This window comes from Natrinema salaciae (assembly GCF_900110865.1).
GTDB lineage: Archaea > Halobacteriota > Halobacteria > Halobacteriales > Natrialbaceae > Natrinema > Natrinema salaciae.
Map to the genome: position 1 here is coordinate 564,727 of NZ_FOFD01000003.1, position 19,227 is coordinate 583,953.

Below are 19,227 nucleotides of genomic sequence, written 5' to 3' on the forward strand. Positions count from 1 at the left end.
TTACGGACGTAGCCGTTACGGTGGGCTATGAGCGAAATTCCGGATCGGGTTCCGACGCCCTGTCCTTCGTGCTCCCCGGACCTCGAGACGGTCCACGAGGTGCTCACGGAAGGCGGCGGCACCCTCACCGTCCGATGCAGCGAGTGCAGCCACGTCCACAAGATTCAGCCCGACCGCGAGCGTGAAGTCACGCTCGACGTAGTCGTTTCGCAGGGCGGCGAGTCGTTCACGGCGAACGTCACCGCACCCGAAGACGAGCCCGTCGAGGTCGGCGACGAGTTCATCCTCGAGACCGAGGAAGTGCTCTCGACCGTTCGCGTGACGAGCGTCGAACTCGACGGCCAGCGGCGAGTCGAGGAGGCTCCCGCCGAGGCGATCGAGACCGTCTGGACCCGCGAGGTCGACAACGTGGCGGTCAACGTCACCGTCCATCCGCAGGACGGTTCGCGAGACGACAGCCGTAGTATCACGGTCCACGTCCCCGGCGACTACGAGTTCGAGGTCGGCGCGGTCGAGTCGTTCGGCGACGACGAGTTCGAGATCGACGCCTTCGTCGTCCGCAAGGACGCCGCGGGCTACCGCCGAGACCGCTTCGAGGAGAACGGCGATACCGCCTTCGCGAAGGACATCAAGCGCGTCTACGCCTACGACGAAACGAGTAGCGCCTGGTCGGCCTGGTAAGGCGGTCGACCGCGACCCCGACGCCGCCGACGCCCGGTACTCGCTACCCGGACGCATACGGTTCTCCAGCGCGTATTCGTCTCGAGCGATGTCAGACAGCTACGAGGCCCGCCGCCGACGGATGGTCGAGACCGTCGCGCCGCGTGTGGACGACGACCGCGTCCTCGAGGCCCTCGAATCGGTTCCGCGCCACGAGTTCGTCCCGCCGGACCGTCGGGGCAGCGCCTACGCCGACCGTCCGCTCCCGATCGGCGACGGACAGACGATCAGCGCCCCGCACATGGTCGCGATCATGGCCGACCTGCTTGAGGCCGAGCCCGGGACCGAGGTCCTCGAGGTCGGGACCGGCTGCGGCTATCACGCGGCCGTCACGGCCGAACTGGTCGGCGACGAGAACGTCTCTACCGTCGAGTACAGCGAGGCGCTCGCCGAACGGGCCCGCGATCGGCTCGCGGCGCTCGGCTACGACGGCGTCTCTGTCCGCGTCGGCGACGGTCGCCGCGGATGGCCCGAGTACGCGCCCTACGGTGCGGCGTACGTCACCTGTGCGGCTGCCGACCTCCCGGACCCCGTCGTCGAACAACTCCGAGTCGGTGGTCGATTGCTCGCCCCGATCGGGAGCGGCCGTCAAACGCTCGTCCGAGCGACGAAACGGGCGGACGGCTCGCTCGAGCGGACCGAGCACGGCGGCGTTCGGTTCGTCGAGATGCGCGGCTAGGCGACCGGCCGCGCAAGCGCGCCATTGATTACGGCCGGTCCGATAGCTGGCGTATGGACCCCGCGGTACTGCGAGAGGATATGGTCGACGGCCTCGAATCCGCGCCGCGGAACGTGCTCGCGGACGACGACGTCGCCATCGCGATGCGAGACGTCCCTCGACACGCGTTCGTCGACGACGAACGGACGGCCTACGCCGACCGCGACCACGACGCCCTCGGGACGCGGGTTCTCGCGCCCAGCACGGTCGCCCGTCTCCTCCAGGCGCTCGCACTCGAGGGCGACGAGACCGTGCTGATCGTCGGTGCCGGCGTCGGCTATACGGCTGCGGTGGCCGCCGAACTCGTCGGCGAGACCAACGTCCACGCCGTCGATATCTCCCGCCCGCTGGTCGTCGAGGCACGAGGGAACCTCGCCGAAGCGGGGTACGACGGCGTCCTCGTCGACCGCCGCGACGGCACGAACGGGCTCCCCGAGTACGCGCCGTTCGATCGGATTCTGCTCGAGGCCGCTGCCGCCGATCCGCCTCGCGCGTTGCTCGAGCAGTTGACGGCGGACGGCCGTCTGGTTCTCCCGCGTGGGACGCAGCGACAGCGGCTCGAGGTCGTCTCCGCTACCGGGGACCGCGATCGGTTCGGTCCCGTTTCCTTCGACCCGCTACTGGTCGAGGGCGAGCAGTCGGGGGCAGTCGAACGAAACCGAACGACGCGGGAGGACCGCGAGCGGGCGCAGCGACGAGCCGAATCACGTCGCGGCTGGGAGCAAGACTGGATCGAGTGGGAGAAACCGAGCGACGGGCAATCCCGTCGAGGTCGATCCCGCTAGCGGAACCGCCGTCCGTTCGATTTCGAGCGGGTTCTGTCTCCGTCTCCGTCTTCACCTTCGGTATCGGCAGCCAGCTTTCGGTCGGGCCGCCCCGAAACGCGACCGATGCCGTGGAAGCTGCCGATCCGTCGGCTCTCGATGGGAGAACGGGTCGAGACCGGTTCCGTCGGTGGATGTCTCTTCGGCGGTGTAGGAAAGTGGGGGAAAGGGGGTGGGGGGTGGCGACAGTCTGTCTGCGATCGCCAACTGTGGATACGAACCGATGGGGGTTAAATATATTCTCTAATTCTTTAGTATGGCTCGAATCATATCTCTAATTGATTAGTACCGAACCAAATAATGGTCGAGTAGAATATCGAGTAGTAACTGGATCGGGCGGTCGCTACAGTCGCGACTGTGAACTGCGAGTGTCCCGTAACCGGTTGTGCCGCTCATTTCGACCGGCGGAACGCCCTCGCGAACACGGTCTCGAGCGAAAATTGATCGACTCCGGCGGACGAGAGCGCTCCCGCTGACGATTATCAGTTCGGAAAGGGGGTGGGGGATCGGGGGTGGCGACAGTTGCTCTCAGATCGCCACCTGGGGGTACGAACTGGCAGGATGTAAGGATACTTTCTAACTATCCGGATAGTCCGTAATCACCATACTAATTAACTAGAATCTCCCTCGAACACGACGGTAACGAGTTTCCGTTCGGCCGCGCGGAGGTGGTAGTGATACGTCGGTGGCGACACGTCGAGCGCGTCCGCGAGGTCCTCACCGGTGCTCTCTCGTGGCCACTCGAAGAACCCGCTGTAGTGGGCGGCCTGCAGCGCCTCGAACTGCTTGTCGGTAAGTCGCTCCGCGAGATGGGTATCGAGCTGGCGCGCCGACCGGGTGTGCGTCGTCTCCCGTTTGGCTACCAGTTCCGTCTCGGGATACGCCTCTCCGATCGCCTCGACTAGCGATCGTGTCTCGACTCGCTGCGGAACCTCGAGCACGACCGTCGATTCGCCGTCCTCGGCAGTCGCCATTCGTACCTGCACGTCGTAGGTCTGCAGGATGTCGAGGAAGGGCGTCGACGCGACCGTCAGTTCGAACAGCGTCTCGTCGTCGCCCTCGGAGACGACCGAAAGCGTTTCGATCGATGCCCACTCTGCCTCGAGTTCGGCCAGCGAAGCCGTCGAGGGCGCGCTCACGAACAGGACGATCCCATCCTCGTCGCGATCGATGACGCCCTCGAGCGTGACCGGGTCCGCTGCCGCGACGTGATTCGAGAGCCGATTGAGCAACAGCCGCGAATCCGCCACGTCGAGCTCGAGTTCGAGCCGGCTATCGGTTAACATCGCCCGCGTCCGCTCGACCGATCGGATCGCGTGGCCGGTCGTCTCCCCGAGTTCGGCCAGCACCTCCCGCTCGCTCTCGCCGACCGAATCGGCTCCCGCGATGTGGACGACGAGCACACCGTACCGGCGCTCGTCGGCGACCAGCGGCACGCCGAGTACCGTCTGATAGCCGTAGGTCAACGCCTCCTTGCGCCGCGAGTTCCACGCGTCTGCCTCGAGGACGTCGGGGATCGTCCGCACCCGTCCCGACTCGAGGATATCGCGGACCAGCGCGAGTTCGGGTGCACGCTCGCCGTCGTCGCGGATCGTATCGATGTAAGCCGCGTCGATCCCGCTCCAGGCTGTCGGCGACGGCGGCTCGTCGTCGCTCGTGGCGATCCAGGCGAAGCGGTACCGATCGGTCTCGGCGAGGCGATCGCACACCGTCTCCTCGATGGCCGCGCGCGTCGAGGCCTGTGCGATACCGTGGTTGATCTCGCGGACGATCTCGTTCGTGTGGTTGAGTCGCGTCAGTTCCTCGTTTTGCTGCGTGAGCGTTCGGTCGTGGTCCCGAAGCAACTGCTCCCGCTCGGCCCGATCCAGTGCGGCCTCGGTGTTGGCCGCCAGGATGTGCAACAGCTCGGTCATCGTCTCGTCGAACCCGTCGACGTTCTCGGAGCGTGCGACCAACACGCCGTGGGTCCCGAGCGGAACGATCAACTCGCTCCGGCTCGCGGCAGTCGCAGTCTCGACGCCGTCGATGGCGTCCGCTTGCGGGCCCTGCCCGCTCGTATTGCTCGAGGTGCGTTGCGCCTCGCCGTCGCCGTCCCCTCGAGGCGACTCGACCCTCTCGCCGTCCTCGCGCGTCACGTCCTCGTAATAGGCGCTCTCGCCCTCCGAGAACACCTCCCAGACCAGTCCTTCGCCCCGCTCGAAGGTCGCCGCCGGATCGCCCAGTTCGGGTGACTGCTGCGTCGACGCCGCGCGCTCGAGGCTGCCGGCCGTCGGCTCGAACGCGTAGGCGACGGCGACTGCCACGTCGAGGATCTCGCTCGCGGTCTCGACCGCCGACCGATAGATCTCGTCTTTGGTCTCGGCTCGCATCAGCTCCCGCGTCGTTTCGTGTAACGTCGTCAGCGTCCGCTCGTACCGGCGTTCGCTCTCCCGAAGTTCGGTCTCGGTCCGGTACTGGGCGACGGCGTTCGTGACCTGATTCGCCAGCAACGCGTACTGCTTTTTGCCGGACTCCTTCTGGAGGTACTGGGTCACGCCCGCGGCGATCGCTTCGCTCGCGATCTCCTCCGAACCCCGCCCCGTAAACAGGATAAAGGGAAGATCGGGATCACCCTCGCGAACGCGCTCGAGCAGTTCGAGGCCGTTCATCCCCGGCATCTCGTAATCGCTAACGATACAGTCGACCTCGCGACGCTCGAGGACGTCGAGCGCCTCGGTCCCGTTTCTCGCCGAGACGGCGACGATCGAGTCGCGTTCGCGCTCGAGCATTTCTCCCGCGAGATCGGCGAATCCGGGCTCGTTATCGACGACGAGTACGGTGATCGGTTGTGCCATAGTTCCACCGATGCCGACGTGCCGTCGTCAGAGACGACTACTGCTGTGACCGTCGGTTCACATAACCGGGTATCGCGGGAGTACTAATATATTAGGGTAGCGAGCTAGCTGACGCGACTCCGTTGGACGGTTGCGATAGCAACTCCAGACAGCGAAATCCCGTATAGGTCGAAGAGGTAATTCCAACGCTCACTGTGACGACTAACTCTGTTATAGTCGATACAAACTACGGGAGTTGATCGGTAAGCCGATACGTCTCGGCGAGATTGACGCTTGGATGATCGATCTTCGGTTCGGTCAATCGTAGGTATGTGCTTTTCTTCCCGGCATCCTCAACCGGCACCCAATAGAGTTCACCATTATCCTTACAGCGAACGGCAAACGCATCGATCTCGCCGTCATAGTCGTCCATCGTCACGTCTCCGTTGGAAGTCGTTTTACTGGCGGTTTTAAATCGAACAACATCGCTCTCGATCCATCCGGTTTTACACTGGACCCGCAGTAATTGATCATCCGTATCCAAGACGAGATCGTATCTGTCATTGTCTCCGAACGGAATCGAGACGGAGTATCCCTCTCCGACGAGCGTTGCGATGATCCGTGCTTCGGTTTCGTCCCCTATTTGTTTGGTATTCATCGCGATCATCGTTCAAATCATAGGCGATATTAATATAACGGCCGATCATTTACACGCAGAGAGGTATTCCGCAGGATCAGCGGTGAGACCGTGTGAACTACTCCGCCCTACCGCGCTCGGGCCTACCCGGCCCTCGCTTGTTGAGGACGGAGTTTCCTGTTTCTGTGTCGGAACTTGCAGGAACAAGTCCCACATCGGTTCCAGACTCCGCAGGCGATTTCCCTTTATCGGCGGTTCGGAGTGTCCCACTCCTCCCGAATCGACACTCGGCCACAACCGACGATGCACGCTTTTTGTCGCGTTTGAACAACGCCGGAAGCGTGGTGAGCATCTTACTACCCTCTTCGACTGCCGGGTAGTAAGGATGCTGATTCACACGGAAACAAGACGTGCGGGCGCTGTATCCCCTCCCTGCTCGCTTCGCTCGCTGAGGAAGGGGGGCTTAGCGCCCTCAATTACAGTTAAAACGGCATAGCACGTGTTTCAGCGGAATGAGACGCCTTTCGGATGGCTGCAACAGAACAGGCCCGCAACTCACGCAACTACATTACGAAAAAGCGCCCGAGGCGGGATTTGAACCCGCGTCACGACCGTGACAGGGTCGTATGATGGGCCACTACACCACCCGGGCAACCTGCAACCGTTCGTTTCCCCGTCTACGTATTAAGGGTTTTGTTCCCTGTTCGTTCTCGTTTCTCAGTGACAAAACGATCCGCTCGTACCCGGATACCGCTATTCGAATCTCAACCGAAGGATCCACACTGAGTACGGGCTCGCTCCTCTCGGCCGTTCCGGGCGTGTGACTGTTCGTGTTCAAATTCTACGTGTTCGTTTTCCGGTCTCAGAATACTCGCGATCAACGTGCTGACGGCTCGTGAGAGTTGAAGTCGGAAAAGCGCCCGAGGCGGGATTTGAACCCGCGTCACGACCGTGACAGGGTCGTATGATGGGCCACTACACCACCCGGGCTCCGACTCATCGTTGCCGGGTTACGGTATTAAGGCTTTTCAATCGATGACCGTGTGGTACGGTCAATCCCGCCACGGCTGCCGCCTCGAGCCCGCGCCCCCCCGTGCCACACGGTCCCACGCTCCACAAGGAATATAACTGATAACCGGATACTCTCGAGTGTGATCGACGGTTCCGGTCAGGTTCGCCCGGCCGGGTAGCCCTGCTTGTGCCTCGAGTTAGTAACCGTTAAATGCCTCCCGCCGGTAGCTACCTGTAGTATCTCGTGACAGCCGCTTCTCTCCCGATAGCCGACATGCACACCCAACTCAACACATGGTAGACGTAAGCCAACACGAACTGGTTCCGGAGCATACGCTCCTCGAGGAGGACGACCTCGAGGAGGTGCTCGAGGAATACAACATCGATCGTACAGATTTGCCGAAGATCAAGCGCAACGACCCCGCCTTGCCGGACGAGGCGGAAATCGGCGACGTCATCAAAATCGTCCGCGATTCGCGTACAACCGATCAATCAATCGTATATCGACTTGTGGTGGAATAAATGGCAATGGAACTCGACCGCGACGAACGGCGAGAGATTTCGCGCGAATATTTCTCGAAGGGACGGATCGCCGAACACCACTACCGCTCGTTCAACGCCTTCCTCAACCGGGGGATGCAGGAGGTCGTCGACGAGAAGGCGACGATCGACACGGACATCGGCGACAAGGAAGGCGAGGAGCCGGTCCACGTCGAACTGGGCGACGTCCGCGTCGTCACGCCCCGCGTTCGAGAGGCCGACGGCTCCGAGGAACTGCTCTACCCACAGGAGGCTCGCCTTCGCAACATCACCTACTCCGCGCCGGTCTTCATGGAGATGTCCATCGTCAAGGGCGAGGAGGGCGACCAGCGGGTCGTCGACTCGACCGAAACGAAGATCGGTCGGATGCCGATCATGGTCGGCTCCGAAAAGTGTAACATCGCCGGCTTCTCCGACGAGGAACTGATCGAGATCGGCGAGGACCCCGCCGACCCCGGCGGCTATTTCATCGTCAACGGCTCCGAGCGGGTGCTGATGACCAGCGAGGACCTCGCGCCCAACAAGATCCTCGCGGAGTACGACACCAAGTACGGCGACGAGATTCAGGTCGCCAAGACCTTCTCGCAGCGCCGCGGCTACCGCGCGCTGGTGCTGTGTGAACGAACGCGCGACGGGCTACTCGAGGTCTCGTTCCCCTCGGTGTCGGGATCGATCAACTTCGTGACGCTCGTGCGTGCGCTGGGCCTCGAATCGGACGAGGAGATCGTCCACAAGGTCTCGAACGATCCCGAGGTCGTCAAGTACATGCTGGAGAATCTGGAGGAAGCGGAGGTCCAGACCGAGGAAGAAGCCATCGAGGAACTCGGGAAACGCGTCGCCTCGGGCCAGGGGAAAAACTACCAGCTCAAGCGCGCGAATTACGTCATCGATCGCTACCTCCTGCCGCACCTCCACGAGGACGGCGTCGAGGAAGAAGACGTCCGGATCAACAAGGCTCACTACCTCTGTCGGATGGCCGAGGCCTGTTTCGAACTCGCGCTCGGACGCCGCGAGTCGGACGACAAGGACCACTACGCGAACAAGCGGCTCAAGGTCAGCGGCGACCTGATGAAAGACCTGTTCCGGACCGCGCTGAACAAACTGGCCCGGGACGTCAAGTACCAGCTCGAGCGCGCGAACATGCGCAACCGGCAGCTCTCGGTCAACACGGTCGTCCGATCGGACGTCCTGACCGAGCGACTCGAGCACCCGATCGCGACGGGCAACTGGGTCGGCGGCCGCTCCGGCGTGAGTCAGCTGGTCGACCGGACCGACTTCATGGGCGTTCTCTCGCACCTGCGCCGGCTTCGGAGTCCGCTCTCGCGCTCGCAGCCCCACTTCGAAGCGCGGGACCTGCACGCGACCCAGTGGGGTCGCATCGGCCCCTCCGAGACGCCGGAGGGCCCGAACTGTGGGCTGGTGAAGAACTTCGCGCAGTCGATGGAGCTCTCCCAGAACGTCGAGGACGAACAGGAACTCAAACGCGAACTGGCGTCGATGGGGGTCGAGGGCATTCCCGGCCTCGAGGGTATCGAACGGACGACCGCATCAGGGGACGACTAATCAATCATGAGCAGTCAACAACGAGAGGCGAAAGTCTACGTCAACGGGTCGCTGGTGGGGACGCATCCCGATCCGCACGAACTGGCCGAACAGATCCGCGAAGCGCGACGCATCGGTGACGTCTCCGAGATGGTCAACGTCTCGGTGAAAGATCGCACCCGCGAAGTGATCGTCAACGCCGACGCCGGCCGCGCCCGCCGACCGCTACTGGTCGTCGAGGACGGCGAGCCCCGCATCTCCGACCAGGAGATCGAGGCGCTCAAAGACGGCGACCTCGAGTTCGAGGACCTCGTCGATCACGGCTACATCGAGTTCATCGACGCCGAGGAGGAAGAGGACATCCTCGTCGGCGTCGACGAAGACGATCTCACGGAGAAACACACCCACCTCGAGATCGACCCGTCGCTGATCTTCTCGATCGGTGCGGGGATGATTCCGTACCCCGAGCACAATGCCTCGCCCCGCATTACGATGGGCGCAGGGATGATCAAGCAGTCGCTCGGGCTGCCGAGCGCCAACTACCGGATCCGGCCGGACACGCGCCAGCACCTGCTGCACTACCCGCAGCTCTCGATGGTGAAGACGCAGACGACCGAACAGATCGGCTACGACGAGCGCCCGGCGGCGCAGAACTTCGTCGTCGCCGTGATGAGCTACGAGGGGTTCAACATCGAGGACGCGCTGGTCATGAACAAGGCCAGCGTCGAACGCGCGCTCGCACGGTCGCACTTCTTCCGGACCTACGAGGGCGAGGAACGGCGCTACCCCGGCGGGCAGGAAGACCGCTTCGAGATTCCCTCGCAGGACGTCCGCGGTGCCCGCGGCGAGGAGGCCTACGCCCACCTCGACGAGGACGGCCTCGTGAACCCGGAGACGACGGTCGACGAGAACTCCGTCCTGCTCGGGAAGACCTCGCCGCCGCGATTCCTCGAGGAACCCGACGACATGGGCGGGCTCTCGCCCCAGAAGCGACGGGAGACCTCCGTCACCATGCGCTCGGGCGAGTCCGGGATCGTCGACACCGTCACCCTCATGGAGGGTGAGGACGGCTCGAAGCTCTCGAAGGTCTCGGTCCGCGACGAGCGGATCCCGGAACTCGGGGACAAGTTCGCGTCGCGACACGGCCAGAAGGGGGTCGTCGGCCACCTCGCACCACAGGAAGACATGCCCTTCACCGAGGGCGGCGTCGTCCCCGACCTCGTGCTCAACCCCCACGCCCTGCCGTCGCGGATGACCGTCGGCCACATTCTCGAGATGATCGGCGGCAAGCTCGGCGCGATGGAGGGCCGACGCGTCGACGGGACGCCGTTCCTCGGCGAGGACAAGGACGCGCTCCGCGAGGGGCTCGAGGACGCCGGCTTCAACTCCGCCGGGAAAGAGACCATGTACTCCGGGATCTCCGGCGAGAAGATCGATGCAGAGATCTTCGTCGGCGTGATTTTCTACCAGAAGCTCTACCACATGGTCTCGAACAAGCTGCACGCCCGCTCGCGCGGGCCGGTGCAGGTGCTGACCCGTCAGCCGACGGAGGGACGCGCCCGCGAGGGCGGGCTGCGTATCGGGGAGATGGAACGCGACGTGTTCATCGGCCACGGGGCTGCGATGACGCTGAAGGAACGCCTCTTGGACGAGTCCGACCGCGAGTTCATCCATATCTGTGCGAACTGCGGGATGAGCGCGGTCGAAAACGTCGAACAGCGGCGTGTCTACTGCCCGAACTGCGACGAGGAGACCGATATCCACGAGATCGAGATGAGTTACGCGTTCAAGCTCCTGTTAGACGAGATGAAAGCGCTGGGTATCGCACCGCGACTCGAACTCGAAGACGCCGTCTAAACCATGCAAGATACGACACCCAAAGACATCGGTTCGCTCTCATTCGGGCTCATGGAGCCCGAGGAGTACCGGGAGATGAGCGCGACGAAGATCATCACGGCCGACACCTACGACGACGACGGGTTCCCCATCGACATGGGGCTGATGGATCCGCGACTCGGCGTGATCGACCCCGGCCTCGAGTGCAAGACCTGCGGCAAACACTCGGGGTCGTGTAACGGCCACTTCGGCCACATCGAACTGGCCGCACCCGTGATCCACGTCGGCTTCACGAAGCTCATCCGGCGGCTCCTGCGCGGGACCTGTCGGGAGTGTTCGAAACTGCTCCTCACCGAGGACGAGCGAGACGAGTTCCGTGACCAGCTCGACGAATCCCGAAAGCTGAGCCGGGACCTGAACGACGTGACCAAGGCCGCGATCCGGCAGGCTCGCAAGAAGGATCGGTGTCCGTTCTGTGGCGAAATCCAGTACGACATCGACCACGAGAAGCCGACGACCTACTACGAGGTCCAGCAGGTACTGACCAGCGAGTACTCCCAGCGCATCGCCGGTGCGATGCAAGGCGACGAGGAGGCTGGCGTCGAACGAACGACGCCGGACGAGCTCGCCGAGGAGACCGAGATCGAACTGACTCGAGTCAACGAGATCCTGTCCGGTTCCTTCCGCCCGCGCGAGAGCCAGCGCAAGGCCATCGAGAAGGCACTGGACATCGACCTGACCGAGGAGGACACGAACAAGCTGATGCCCAGCGACATCCGGGACTGGTTCGAGAACATTCCGGACGAGGACATCGAAGTGCTGGGGATCAATCCCGAACGGTCGCGTCCCGAGTGGATGATCCTCACCGTCCTCCCGGTACCGCCGGTCACCGCGCGGCCGTCGATCACGCTGGACAACGGTCAGCGCTCCGAGGACGACCTCACGCACAAGCTGGTGGACATCATCCGGATCAACCAGCGGTTCATGGAGAACCGCGAGGCCGGCGCGCCCCAGCTGATCATCGAGGACCTCTGGGAGCTGCTCCAGTACCACGTGACGACGTTCATGGACAACGAGATTTCGGGCACCCCGCCGGCGCGACACCGCTCCGGTCGCCCGCTCAAGACCCTCTCCCAGCGGCTGAAGGGCAAGGAGGGGCGCTTCCGGGGGTCGCTCTCCGGGAAGCGCGTAAACTTCTCGGCCCGGACCGTCATCTCGCCCGACCCGACCCTCTCCCTGAACGAGGTCGGCGTCCCGGATCGCGTCGCGAAGGAGATGACCCAGACGATGAACGTCACCGAGCGCAATCTCCAGGACGCCCGCCGGTTCGTCTCGAACGGTCCCGAGGGCCATCCCGGCGCGAACTACGTCCGGCGACCGGACGGCCGCCGGCTGAAGGTGACCGAGAAGAACTGCGAGCAACTCGCCGAGAAGGTCGAACCCGGGTGGGAGGTCAACCGCCACATGATCGACGGCGACATCGTCATCTTCAACCGCCAGCCGTCGCTCCACCGGATGTCGATCATGGCCCACGAGGTCGTGGTCATGCCGTACAAGACGTTCCGGCTGAACACCGTCGTCTGTCCGCCGTACAACGCCGACTTCGACGGCGACGAAATGAACATGCACGCGCTGCAAAACGAGGAGGCCCGCGCCGAGGCCCGCGTCCTCATGCGCGTACAGGAGCAGATCCTCTCGCCGCGGTTCGGTGAGAACATCATCGGGGCCATTCAGGACCACATCTCCGGGATGTACCTCCTGACCCACGACAACCCCCGCTTCAACGAGACCCAGGCGCTGGACCTGCTCCGTGCGACCCGGATCGACGAACTGCCCGAGCCCAGCGGCGTCGACGACGAGGGCACGCCGTTCTGGACCGGGTACGACGTCTTCTCCGAACTGCTGCCCGACGATCTCGACCTCGAGTTCACGGGCACCGTCGGCGACGAGGTCGTCATCGAGGACGGCCAGTTGCTTCAGGGAACCATCGCCGAGGACGAGGTCGGCGAGTTCGGCGGCGAGATCGTCGACACGATCACGAAAGTCTACGGCAACACCCGCGCTCGGATCTTCATCAACGAGGTCTCGACGCTGGCGATGCGTGCGATCATGCACTTCGGGTTCTCGATCGGGATCGACGACGAGACCATCCCCGAGGAAGCCCAGTCCCGCATCGACGAGACGATCGACGACGCCAACGACCGCGTCGAAGAGCTGATCGAGGCCTACGAGCGCAACGAACTCGAGAGTCTCCCCGGTCGGACGATCGACGAGACCCTCGAGATGAAGATCATGCAGACGCTGAGCCGAGCGCGTGACAACGCGGGGAACATCGCCGACGAGCACTTCTCGGACGAGAACCCGGCCGTCGTCATGGCCAACTCCGGTGCCCGTGGGTCGATGCTCAACCTGACACAGATGGCCGGTGCGGTCGGCCAGCAGGCGGTTCGCGGCGAGCGGATCAACCGCGGGTACGAGGACCGAACGCTCTCTCACTACGAGCCAAACGACCTCTCGGCGGAGGCACACGGGTTCGTCGAGAACTCCTACACGAGCGGGCTCACGCCCCGGGAGTTCTTCTTCCACGCGATGGGCGGCCGCGAGGGCCTGGTCGACACTGCGGTCCGGACCTCCAAGTCCGGCTACCTGCAGCGCCGGCTGATCAACGCCCTCTCGGAGCTCGAGACCCAGTACGACGGGACGGTCCGTGACACGTCGGACACGATCGTTCAGTTCGAGTTCGGTGAAGACGGGACCTCGCCGGTCAAGGTCTCCTCCGGCGACGAGAACACCATCGACGTCGAACACATCGCCAGCCGCGTACTCGACTCGGAGTTCGAATCCGAGGAGGAGCGCGAGGAGTTCCTCGGCTCCAGGCCGCGGCCGACGAACCTCTCCGAACACGCCGACGATCGCCTCGCCGAGGGCACGGAGGTGAGCTCCGATGACTGAGGTCGCCTACGACGTCGACGACGACACGATTGCGGTCGTCGAGGACACCGACCTGCCCCGACGGCTCAAAAACGAGGTCTACGAGACGCTCGAGGCCCGCGACGGCGCGACGGTCGAGGAGGCCGACGAACTCGCGAAGGCCGTCGAGACCCGGTATCTCGACACGCGCGTCGATCCGCTCGACCCGGTCGGGACGGTTTCGGCGCAGTCGATCGGCGAGCCCGGGACGCAGCTGACGATGAACACGTTCCACTACGCCGGCGTCGCGGAGATCGACGTGACCCAGGGGCTGCCGCGGCTGATCGAACTGGTCGACGCGCGGAAGACCCCGGACACGCCGATGATGACCGTCTACCTCGAGGGCGAGTACGCCACCGAGCGCGAGCGGGCCCACGAGGTCGTCTGGAAGATCGAGGCCACCAAGATCCTCGCGCTGGGTGACGTGTCGACGAACGTCGCGGACATGCGCGTCCAGATCGCGCTCAACGAGGACACGCTCAACGAACGGATGATCACGGCCGAGGAAGTCGCCGAGATCATCGAGGACTCGCTGGGCGTGAGCACGGTTCAGCAAGGCACCCAGATCGAGTTCGGCCCCGAGGAGCCCTCGTATCGGGACCTCCTCCAGCTGGTCGAGGAGCTGCGGGATATCACCTTCAAGGGGATCGAGGACATCTCGCGGGTCGTCATCCGACGGGAGGAACTCGAGGACGGCGAGGAGTTCGTCCTCTACACCGAGGGGTCGGCCTTCGGCGACGTCCTCGAGATCGAGGGCGTCGACGCCTCGCGGACGACGTGTAACAACATCCACGAGATCCACCGCAACCTCGGCATCGAGGCCGCCCGCGAGGCGATCATCGAGGAGACGAACAATACCCTGGCCGAACAGGGGCTCGACGACGTGAACGTCCGACACCTGATGCTCGTCGCGGACATCATGACCAACCGCGGCGAGATCGAGTCGATCGGTCGCCACGGCATCTCGGGCTCGAAGGAGTCCGTCCTCGCCCGTGCGGCGTTCGAGGTGACGGTCAACCACCTGCTCAACGCGGCGATCCACGGCGAGATCGACGACCTGGACGGCGTGACGGAGAACGTCATCGTCGGCAAGCCAATCAAGCTCGGCACCGGCGACGTCGATCTCCGGATGGGATCGACCACCTCCGGCAGCAGTCAGGCCGACTGATCGATGGGCGTTACCCTCGACGACGACGCCCGTCAGTATCTCGCCGCGTTCGAGGACGTGACGGGCGTGGACGGTCGGGACTGTCTCGTCACGGAGGACGGTGACAGCCTCCTGATCGTCGTCGAATCAGACGGTATGAGCGAGGCAATCGGCCCCGGCGGCCGGACGGTCCAGCGGTTCGAGGATCGAGTCGACGCTCGGGTTCGTCTCGTCGAAGCCGCGGACGATCCCGAGGCGTTCGTCGCGAACGTGTTCGCGCCGGCGGCGGTGTACAACGTCACGATCAGCGAGAACGACGACACCGTCGCGTACGTGGAGGTCGCCGAAGACGACCGCGGCGTCGCGATCGGGGCGAACGGGCGAACGATCGACGCCGCTCGCACCCTCGCGGAGCGGCACTTCGGGATCGACGACATCCAACTTATCTGATTATTCGGATCAGTCGCGGTTCGGCGGCGGGAGCCGCGACGAAGAATCAACCCGGCCTATCGAGGCACGCAAGGTGGTTCGATCCCTACTCAAGAATCCTGTCGCATCGTCGCCGCCACCGACGCGGTCCTCCTGAATGCCTACGGGATCAGCGCGGAGAAGAATCACGACGTCTACGACTCGTTCGTTCTCGCACTCGCGTGGGTTCACGAGGCCCACAAGGGGCGCGCTCGGGGCGGAGCTCCCGGCGAGTAGGGACTGACGCGATCACCGAACCGGGTTAGTAATGATCTCGGCCCCGTCGCGACGCGGGGACGTTCGACGACCCTCAACACCAGTCGCAGAACTCGCAGCAGGGGCCATCGCTTGACGGGTGACAGCCCCCCCTCCCCCAGCTCCCCCAGTAGCAGGACGATGGCTCCCCCTGCGAACCGTAACAGCAGTGTAGTTCTCGTTCCGCGGTATTGAACCCGGGTCTCCAGTAACAAACGCTGCCGACAACGCAGGATTGCGTGGTGAAGTCTCCGCTCCTGTCTTGGTCGGCGATGACCGAGTCCTTGCCCTCTCCGATGACGGCGTACTGCCTGTCTTGGTGTGGGAGTACGGCGACGAGCAACTGGGTCCCCTCGATTTCCGTCTTGAACTGGACGCGGGCACTGTCCCCTTCCTCCGTGACTTCCGCGGTGACGACGACTCCTTCGTCGGTTTCGACGTACCGTTCCATCGGCACGGGCTCGGTCGGGATCACCGATCCGGGCTGATCGGTTTGGATCAACCCGCGTTCGACGAGTTCGGTCACCAACGGCCGCGCCCGGGACCGAGCAATTTTCTCGACCGCCTCGGCGGACTGAAACTCCGACCGCTTCCGCTCGAGTTGTTTGATGCGATTGTCGTCCGCTCGTGCTTTCCCGCTGTCAGCGAACGCCGACCCGCTCATGCCTCCAATTGTCGAGGCGCCCGCGCCGACGCTGCCGAGCACCTGCCGTCGTGACACACTTTCCTGAGCGACGCCCTGATCTTGCCGCCTATCTTCATTGCTGGGCATAATTGCATACTACTGTATTATTTCCTATAAATGTTTTCAATGGTAATGGGTGGAAGTTCCGTGGGTGGTCCGCCTTGGACACCGTCGACCGCGTCCTCGCCTCGGAGTTCAACTCCGAAGTGGCCAAAGATAGTTCCCTCGGGACGACAACCGAGCCGACGAATCTTTCGGAGCACGCGAACAATCGCCTGTTCGAGGGCTCGGAGGTGGCCTCCAATTACTAACGTCGACTACGACGTCGGCGACGACATGATCGCAGTCGTCGAGGATACCGATCTGCCCCGGCAGCTCAAGGACAAGGTCTACGAAACCCTCGAGGATCGCGGCGGCGCGACCGTCGAGGACGCCGACGGCGCAGACGAACGGCTCCTCGTCATCTCGAGCGGGCAGATGAGTGCGGCGATCGGTCACGGCGGGCGCACCGTGAAGCGCTACGAGTAGCGGGTCGGGAAACCGATTCGGCTCGTCGAAGACGCAGACGATCCCGAAACGTTCGTCACGAACGTCCTCGCACCGGCGGTGTACAACGTCACGATCAGCGAGAACGACGACACCGTCGCGTACGTGGAGGTCGCCGAAGACGACCGCGGCGTCGCGATCGGGGCGAACGGGCGAACGATCGACGCCGCTCGCACCCTCGCGGAGCGGCACTTCGGGATCGACGACATCCAACTGCTCTGACGGCGACCGCGGGTCGATCGCTCGAGATCCGGTTCGACGGGACTCGACGACGTCGATCCGCCCTGCCGGCTGCGGTTCGTCTCGCTTCTGGCTACCGACTCGAGTTCGAGTCGGAGTCGGGTGCTGTCGTCTCCGAGCCGTTGGTCGGTGGGTCCGCGCGGCGCTCGTTGCTCGGCTCGCTCGCGTTCGCGATCACGTCCGTGGGTGGGAACGATTCGTACTCGGGCAGCTCGATTCGGTCCCAGTCGTCGCCGGCGACCTCCAGGCGGTCCGAATCGATGTCGGGTTCGGTCACGTGATCCCCGTCGTCCGTTTTGGTCCGGTTCGGGTCGGCATCCGACTCGGTTCGGTTTCGATCGTCGTTTGCCGGTGATTGTGGGCCTGGATCGGCGGCGGTGACACCGTCTACCGAAACGATCCACCGTCCCGACGCGACGACTCGATCGATGGTAAACACGATCCAGCGAGGGAACCGATTCGTCGTCACCGAGACGGTCTCGTGGCTCGTTCCCTCGTATTTCGTCCCGTCTTCGCGGTCCTCTTTCGTCCGATCCTCGGTCGGAAGCGCGTTCCACGCTAGATCGCCGTGTTCGATGCGGTCGAGTTCCCGGCCCCGGGCGTCGACCAGGTGGGAGCGAACGCCGTAGAAGCCCTCGTCTTCGTCGAGACCGTCCAGTTCGTACGCCGCGTCGTAGGTCACGTCCCACGTCCAGCCGTCGTCGGCCTCGCCGACGACCCGCACGTCTCGCGGCTCGAGTCGGATCGATGTCCCCGTTTCCGAACACCCCGACAGAAGCGGGACGGTCGCGACGACCCCCGCGATAACCGTCCGTCTGTTCATCGCGCTAGTATTATTCTACCGGTTGATATATCTAGCTCACCGGTAGTTGCCGACGCGCTGACCCGCCGCCGAGTCGCCTCGTACTCGTGGGATCGCCGGCACTGTTCTCTCTCAGGCGGCAATCCGATCGATCCGGTTCCCGGAGAGAGCTCGTCGGACCGGGCCCGTACCGATAGTCGGGCGGGACGGTCCGAGAGCGACTGTCCGGGGACGAAACGCGCTCAGATTTCTTCGTTGGGGTCCATCGTCGGTTCTCGAGGCGTAACGCCGGATCGAAACGGGTCGCTTAAGTGCCTCCGTCGGATAGCGACCCCCATGGCAAACGGCAAATACGCCGCGCGCAAGCTCAAGAAGGACCGCCAGAATCAGCGGTGGTCCGACTCGGACTACGCGCGCCGCGCACGTGGACTTCGCGAGAAGTCCGACCCGCTCGAGGGTGCGCCTCAGGCTCGCGGTATCGTACTGGAAAAGGTCGGCATCGAAGCCAAACAGCCCAACTCGGCGATCCGAAAGTGCGTTCGGGTCCAGCTGATCAAGAACGGGAAGCAGGTCACCGCGTTCTGTCCCGGTGACGGCGCTATTTCGTTCATCGACGAGCACGACGAAGTCACCATCGCCGGAATCGGTGGGGCGAAGGGTCGTGCGATGGGTGACCTCTCCGGTGTCAACTACAAGGTCGACAAGGTCAACGGCGTCGCGCTGAAAGAACTCGTTCGCGGGAACGCGGAAAAGCCGGTGCGATAACCATGGCTGCAGAAGACCAACCCGACCCGGACGCGCCAGCCGGCGGTGCGGACGTCTCGGCCAAGCTGTTCGGTACGTGGGAGATCGGCGAAATCGAGTACGCCGATCCCTCGACCGAGCGCTACATCACGGTGTCCCCCGTCGCTCACACCGCGGGTCGCCACGCCAGCAAACAGTTCAAGAAGTCCGAGATCTCGATCGTCGAGCGGTTCATTAACCGCTTGATGCAGACCGAGGAGAACACGGGCAAGAAACAGCAGTCGCTCAACTACGTCCGCGACGCGTTCGAGATCATCAACGAGCGCACCGAGGACAACCCCATTCAGGTGCTCGTGACTGCCGTCGAGAACGCGGCCCCCCGAGAGGAGACCGTCCGCCTGAAGTACGGCGGGATCTCGGTCCCGAAGGCCGTCGACGTCGCCCCGCAACGCCGGGTCGACCAGGCGCTGAAGTTCCTCACGGAAGGCGTCTACAACGCCTCGTTCAAGACGACGACCGACGTCGAGGAGGCTATCGCCAGCCAGCTCATCGGCGCGGCCAACTACGACGTCCAGACCTACGCGGTCAGTCAGAAAGAAGAGAAAGAGCGCGTCGCGGCAGCCGCACGCTAATTTCTCCGCCGACCGTTCTCTGCCGTCTTCCGTCCTGACGAGTTATCCGTCGTTCGACGCCAGAATTATACTATCGCGCGCACTTTTCGAAGTCGAA

Annotated in this window: 15 protein-coding genes, 2 tRNA genes and 2 pseudogenes; 13 read left to right on the forward strand and 6 right to left on the reverse strand. The window is 63.7% G+C overall.

The genetic code is table 11. The features are described from left to right. Positions 1 to 27: 27 nt before the first annotated feature. The 3 genes from BMX07_RS12115 to BMX07_RS12125 all read left to right on the forward strand — a co-directional run bounded on the left by BMX07_RS12115 (position 28) and on the right by BMX07_RS12125 (position 2,223). A complete protein-coding gene (locus BMX07_RS12115) occupies positions 28 to 681 on the forward strand; it encodes an HVO_0476 family zinc finger protein (RefSeq protein ID WP_090618112.1) in 654 nt (217 codons plus the stop codon). A gap of 88 nt (positions 682 to 769) precedes the next feature. Beyond that, the gene (locus BMX07_RS12120; RefSeq protein WP_090618114.1) at positions 770 to 1,399 is read left to right on the forward strand and encodes a protein-L-isoaspartate(D-aspartate) O-methyltransferase; all 630 of its coding nucleotides are present in this window, start codon (positions 770 to 772) and stop codon (positions 1,397 to 1,399) included. Between the two features lie 53 nt (positions 1,400 to 1,452). Beyond that, a complete protein-coding gene (locus tag BMX07_RS12125; RefSeq protein WP_090618116.1) occupies positions 1,453 to 2,223 on the forward strand; it encodes a protein-L-isoaspartate O-methyltransferase family protein in 771 nt (256 codons plus the stop codon). Positions 2,224 to 2,873: 650 nt separating this feature from the next. Here BMX07_RS12125 and BMX07_RS12130 read toward each other — a convergent pair. From BMX07_RS12130 to BMX07_RS12145, 4 genes are all read right to left on the reverse strand, one after another. After that, positions 2,874 to 5,096, reverse strand: coding sequence for a bacterio-opsin activator domain-containing protein (locus BMX07_RS12130; RefSeq protein ID WP_090618118.1), 2,223 nt, complete (start codon positions 5,094 to 5,096; stop codon positions 2,874 to 2,876). Between the two features lie 226 nt (positions 5,097 to 5,322). After that, positions 5,323 to 5,733: a group I intron-associated PD-(D/E)XK endonuclease gene (locus tag BMX07_RS12135; protein ID WP_090618443.1), complete on the reverse strand. Its 411-nt coding sequence runs from the start codon at positions 5,731 to 5,733 to the stop codon at positions 5,323 to 5,325. A 558-nt stretch (positions 5,734 to 6,291) separates the two neighbouring features. Beyond that, positions 6,292 to 6,364: transfer RNA gene (locus BMX07_RS12140), tRNA-Asp, on the reverse strand. 265 nt (positions 6,365 to 6,629) lie between these two features. Then, a tRNA-Asp gene (locus tag BMX07_RS12145) sits at positions 6,630 to 6,702 on the reverse strand. Between the two features lie 315 nt (positions 6,703 to 7,017). Here BMX07_RS12145 and BMX07_RS12150 point away from each other — a divergent pair. Genes BMX07_RS12150 through BMX07_RS12175 form a run of 6 tightly spaced genes read left to right on the forward strand, consistent with a single transcriptional unit; the run spans position 7,018 to position 15,208 of the window. Beyond that, positions 7,018 to 7,245, forward strand: a complete 228-nt coding sequence (locus BMX07_RS12150) for a DNA-directed RNA polymerase subunit H (RefSeq protein WP_090618120.1) — start codon at positions 7,018 to 7,020, stop codon at positions 7,243 to 7,245. Further along, positions 7,246 to 8,826, forward strand: coding sequence for a DNA-directed RNA polymerase subunit B'' (locus BMX07_RS12155; RefSeq protein WP_090618122.1), 1,581 nt, complete (start codon positions 7,246 to 7,248; stop codon positions 8,824 to 8,826). A gap of 6 nt (positions 8,827 to 8,832) precedes the next feature. Then, positions 8,833 to 10,662, forward strand: a complete 1,830-nt coding sequence (rpoB, locus tag BMX07_RS12160; protein WP_090618124.1) for a DNA-directed RNA polymerase subunit B — start codon at positions 8,833 to 8,835, stop codon at positions 10,660 to 10,662. A gap of 3 nt (positions 10,663 to 10,665) precedes the next feature. Continuing rightward, positions 10,666 to 13,593 (forward strand): DNA-directed RNA polymerase subunit A', encoded by a 2,928-nt coding sequence (locus tag BMX07_RS12165; RefSeq protein WP_090618126.1) that lies wholly within the window; start codon positions 10,666 to 10,668, stop codon positions 13,591 to 13,593. Next, entirely contained in the window at positions 13,586 to 14,779 is a 1,194-nt protein-coding gene (rpoA2, locus tag BMX07_RS12170) for a DNA-directed RNA polymerase subunit A'' (RefSeq protein ID WP_090618128.1), read from the forward strand. The genes BMX07_RS12165 and rpoA2 overlap by 8 nt, the downstream gene beginning before the upstream one ends. Before the next feature lie 3 nt (positions 14,780 to 14,782). After that, complete coding sequence (locus BMX07_RS12175; protein ID WP_090618130.1) at positions 14,783 to 15,208, forward strand: NusA-like transcription termination signal-binding factor; 426 nt, start codon at positions 14,783 to 14,785, stop codon at positions 15,206 to 15,208. A gap of 328 nt (positions 15,209 to 15,536) precedes the next feature. On the opposite strand, the gene BMX07_RS12180 is transcribed toward BMX07_RS12175, so the two are convergent. Continuing rightward, positions 15,537 to 16,253 carry a hypothetical protein gene (locus BMX07_RS12180; protein ID WP_139210872.1) on the reverse strand — a complete coding sequence of 239 codons (717 nt, stop codon included), beginning with the start codon at positions 16,251 to 16,253 and terminating at the stop codon, positions 15,537 to 15,539. A gap of 216 nt (positions 16,254 to 16,469) precedes the next feature. Here BMX07_RS12180 and BMX07_RS25125 point away from each other — a divergent pair. Then, positions 16,470 to 16,604, forward strand: a pseudogene (locus BMX07_RS25125) (DNA-directed RNA polymerase subunit A''); the annotation flags it as partial. Then, positions 16,596 to 16,934: pseudogene (locus BMX07_RS12185) on the forward strand (NusA-like transcription termination signal-binding factor); the annotation flags it as partial. The pseudogenes BMX07_RS25125 and BMX07_RS12185, both read left to right, overlap by 9 nt. 91 nt (positions 16,935 to 17,025) lie before the next feature. Here the strand turns inward: BMX07_RS12185 and BMX07_RS12190 are convergent. Then, complete coding sequence (locus BMX07_RS12190; RefSeq protein ID WP_090618133.1) at positions 17,026 to 17,775, reverse strand: hypothetical protein; 750 nt, start codon at positions 17,773 to 17,775, stop codon at positions 17,026 to 17,028. 315 nt (positions 17,776 to 18,090) lie between these two features. Here BMX07_RS12190 and BMX07_RS12195 point away from each other — a divergent pair, with 315 nt between their 5' ends. Together BMX07_RS12195 and BMX07_RS12200 are read left to right on the forward strand one after the other, a co-directional pair. Then, complete coding sequence (locus tag BMX07_RS12195) at positions 18,091 to 18,519, forward strand: 30S ribosomal protein S12 (RefSeq protein WP_004267302.1); 429 nt, start codon at positions 18,091 to 18,093, stop codon at positions 18,517 to 18,519. Between the two features lie 2 nt (positions 18,520 to 18,521). Beyond that, the gene (locus tag BMX07_RS12200; protein WP_090618135.1) at positions 18,522 to 19,130 is read left to right on the forward strand and encodes a 30S ribosomal protein S7; all 609 of its coding nucleotides are present in this window, start codon (positions 18,522 to 18,524) and stop codon (positions 19,128 to 19,130) included. Positions 19,131 to 19,227 lie beyond the last annotated feature (97 nt).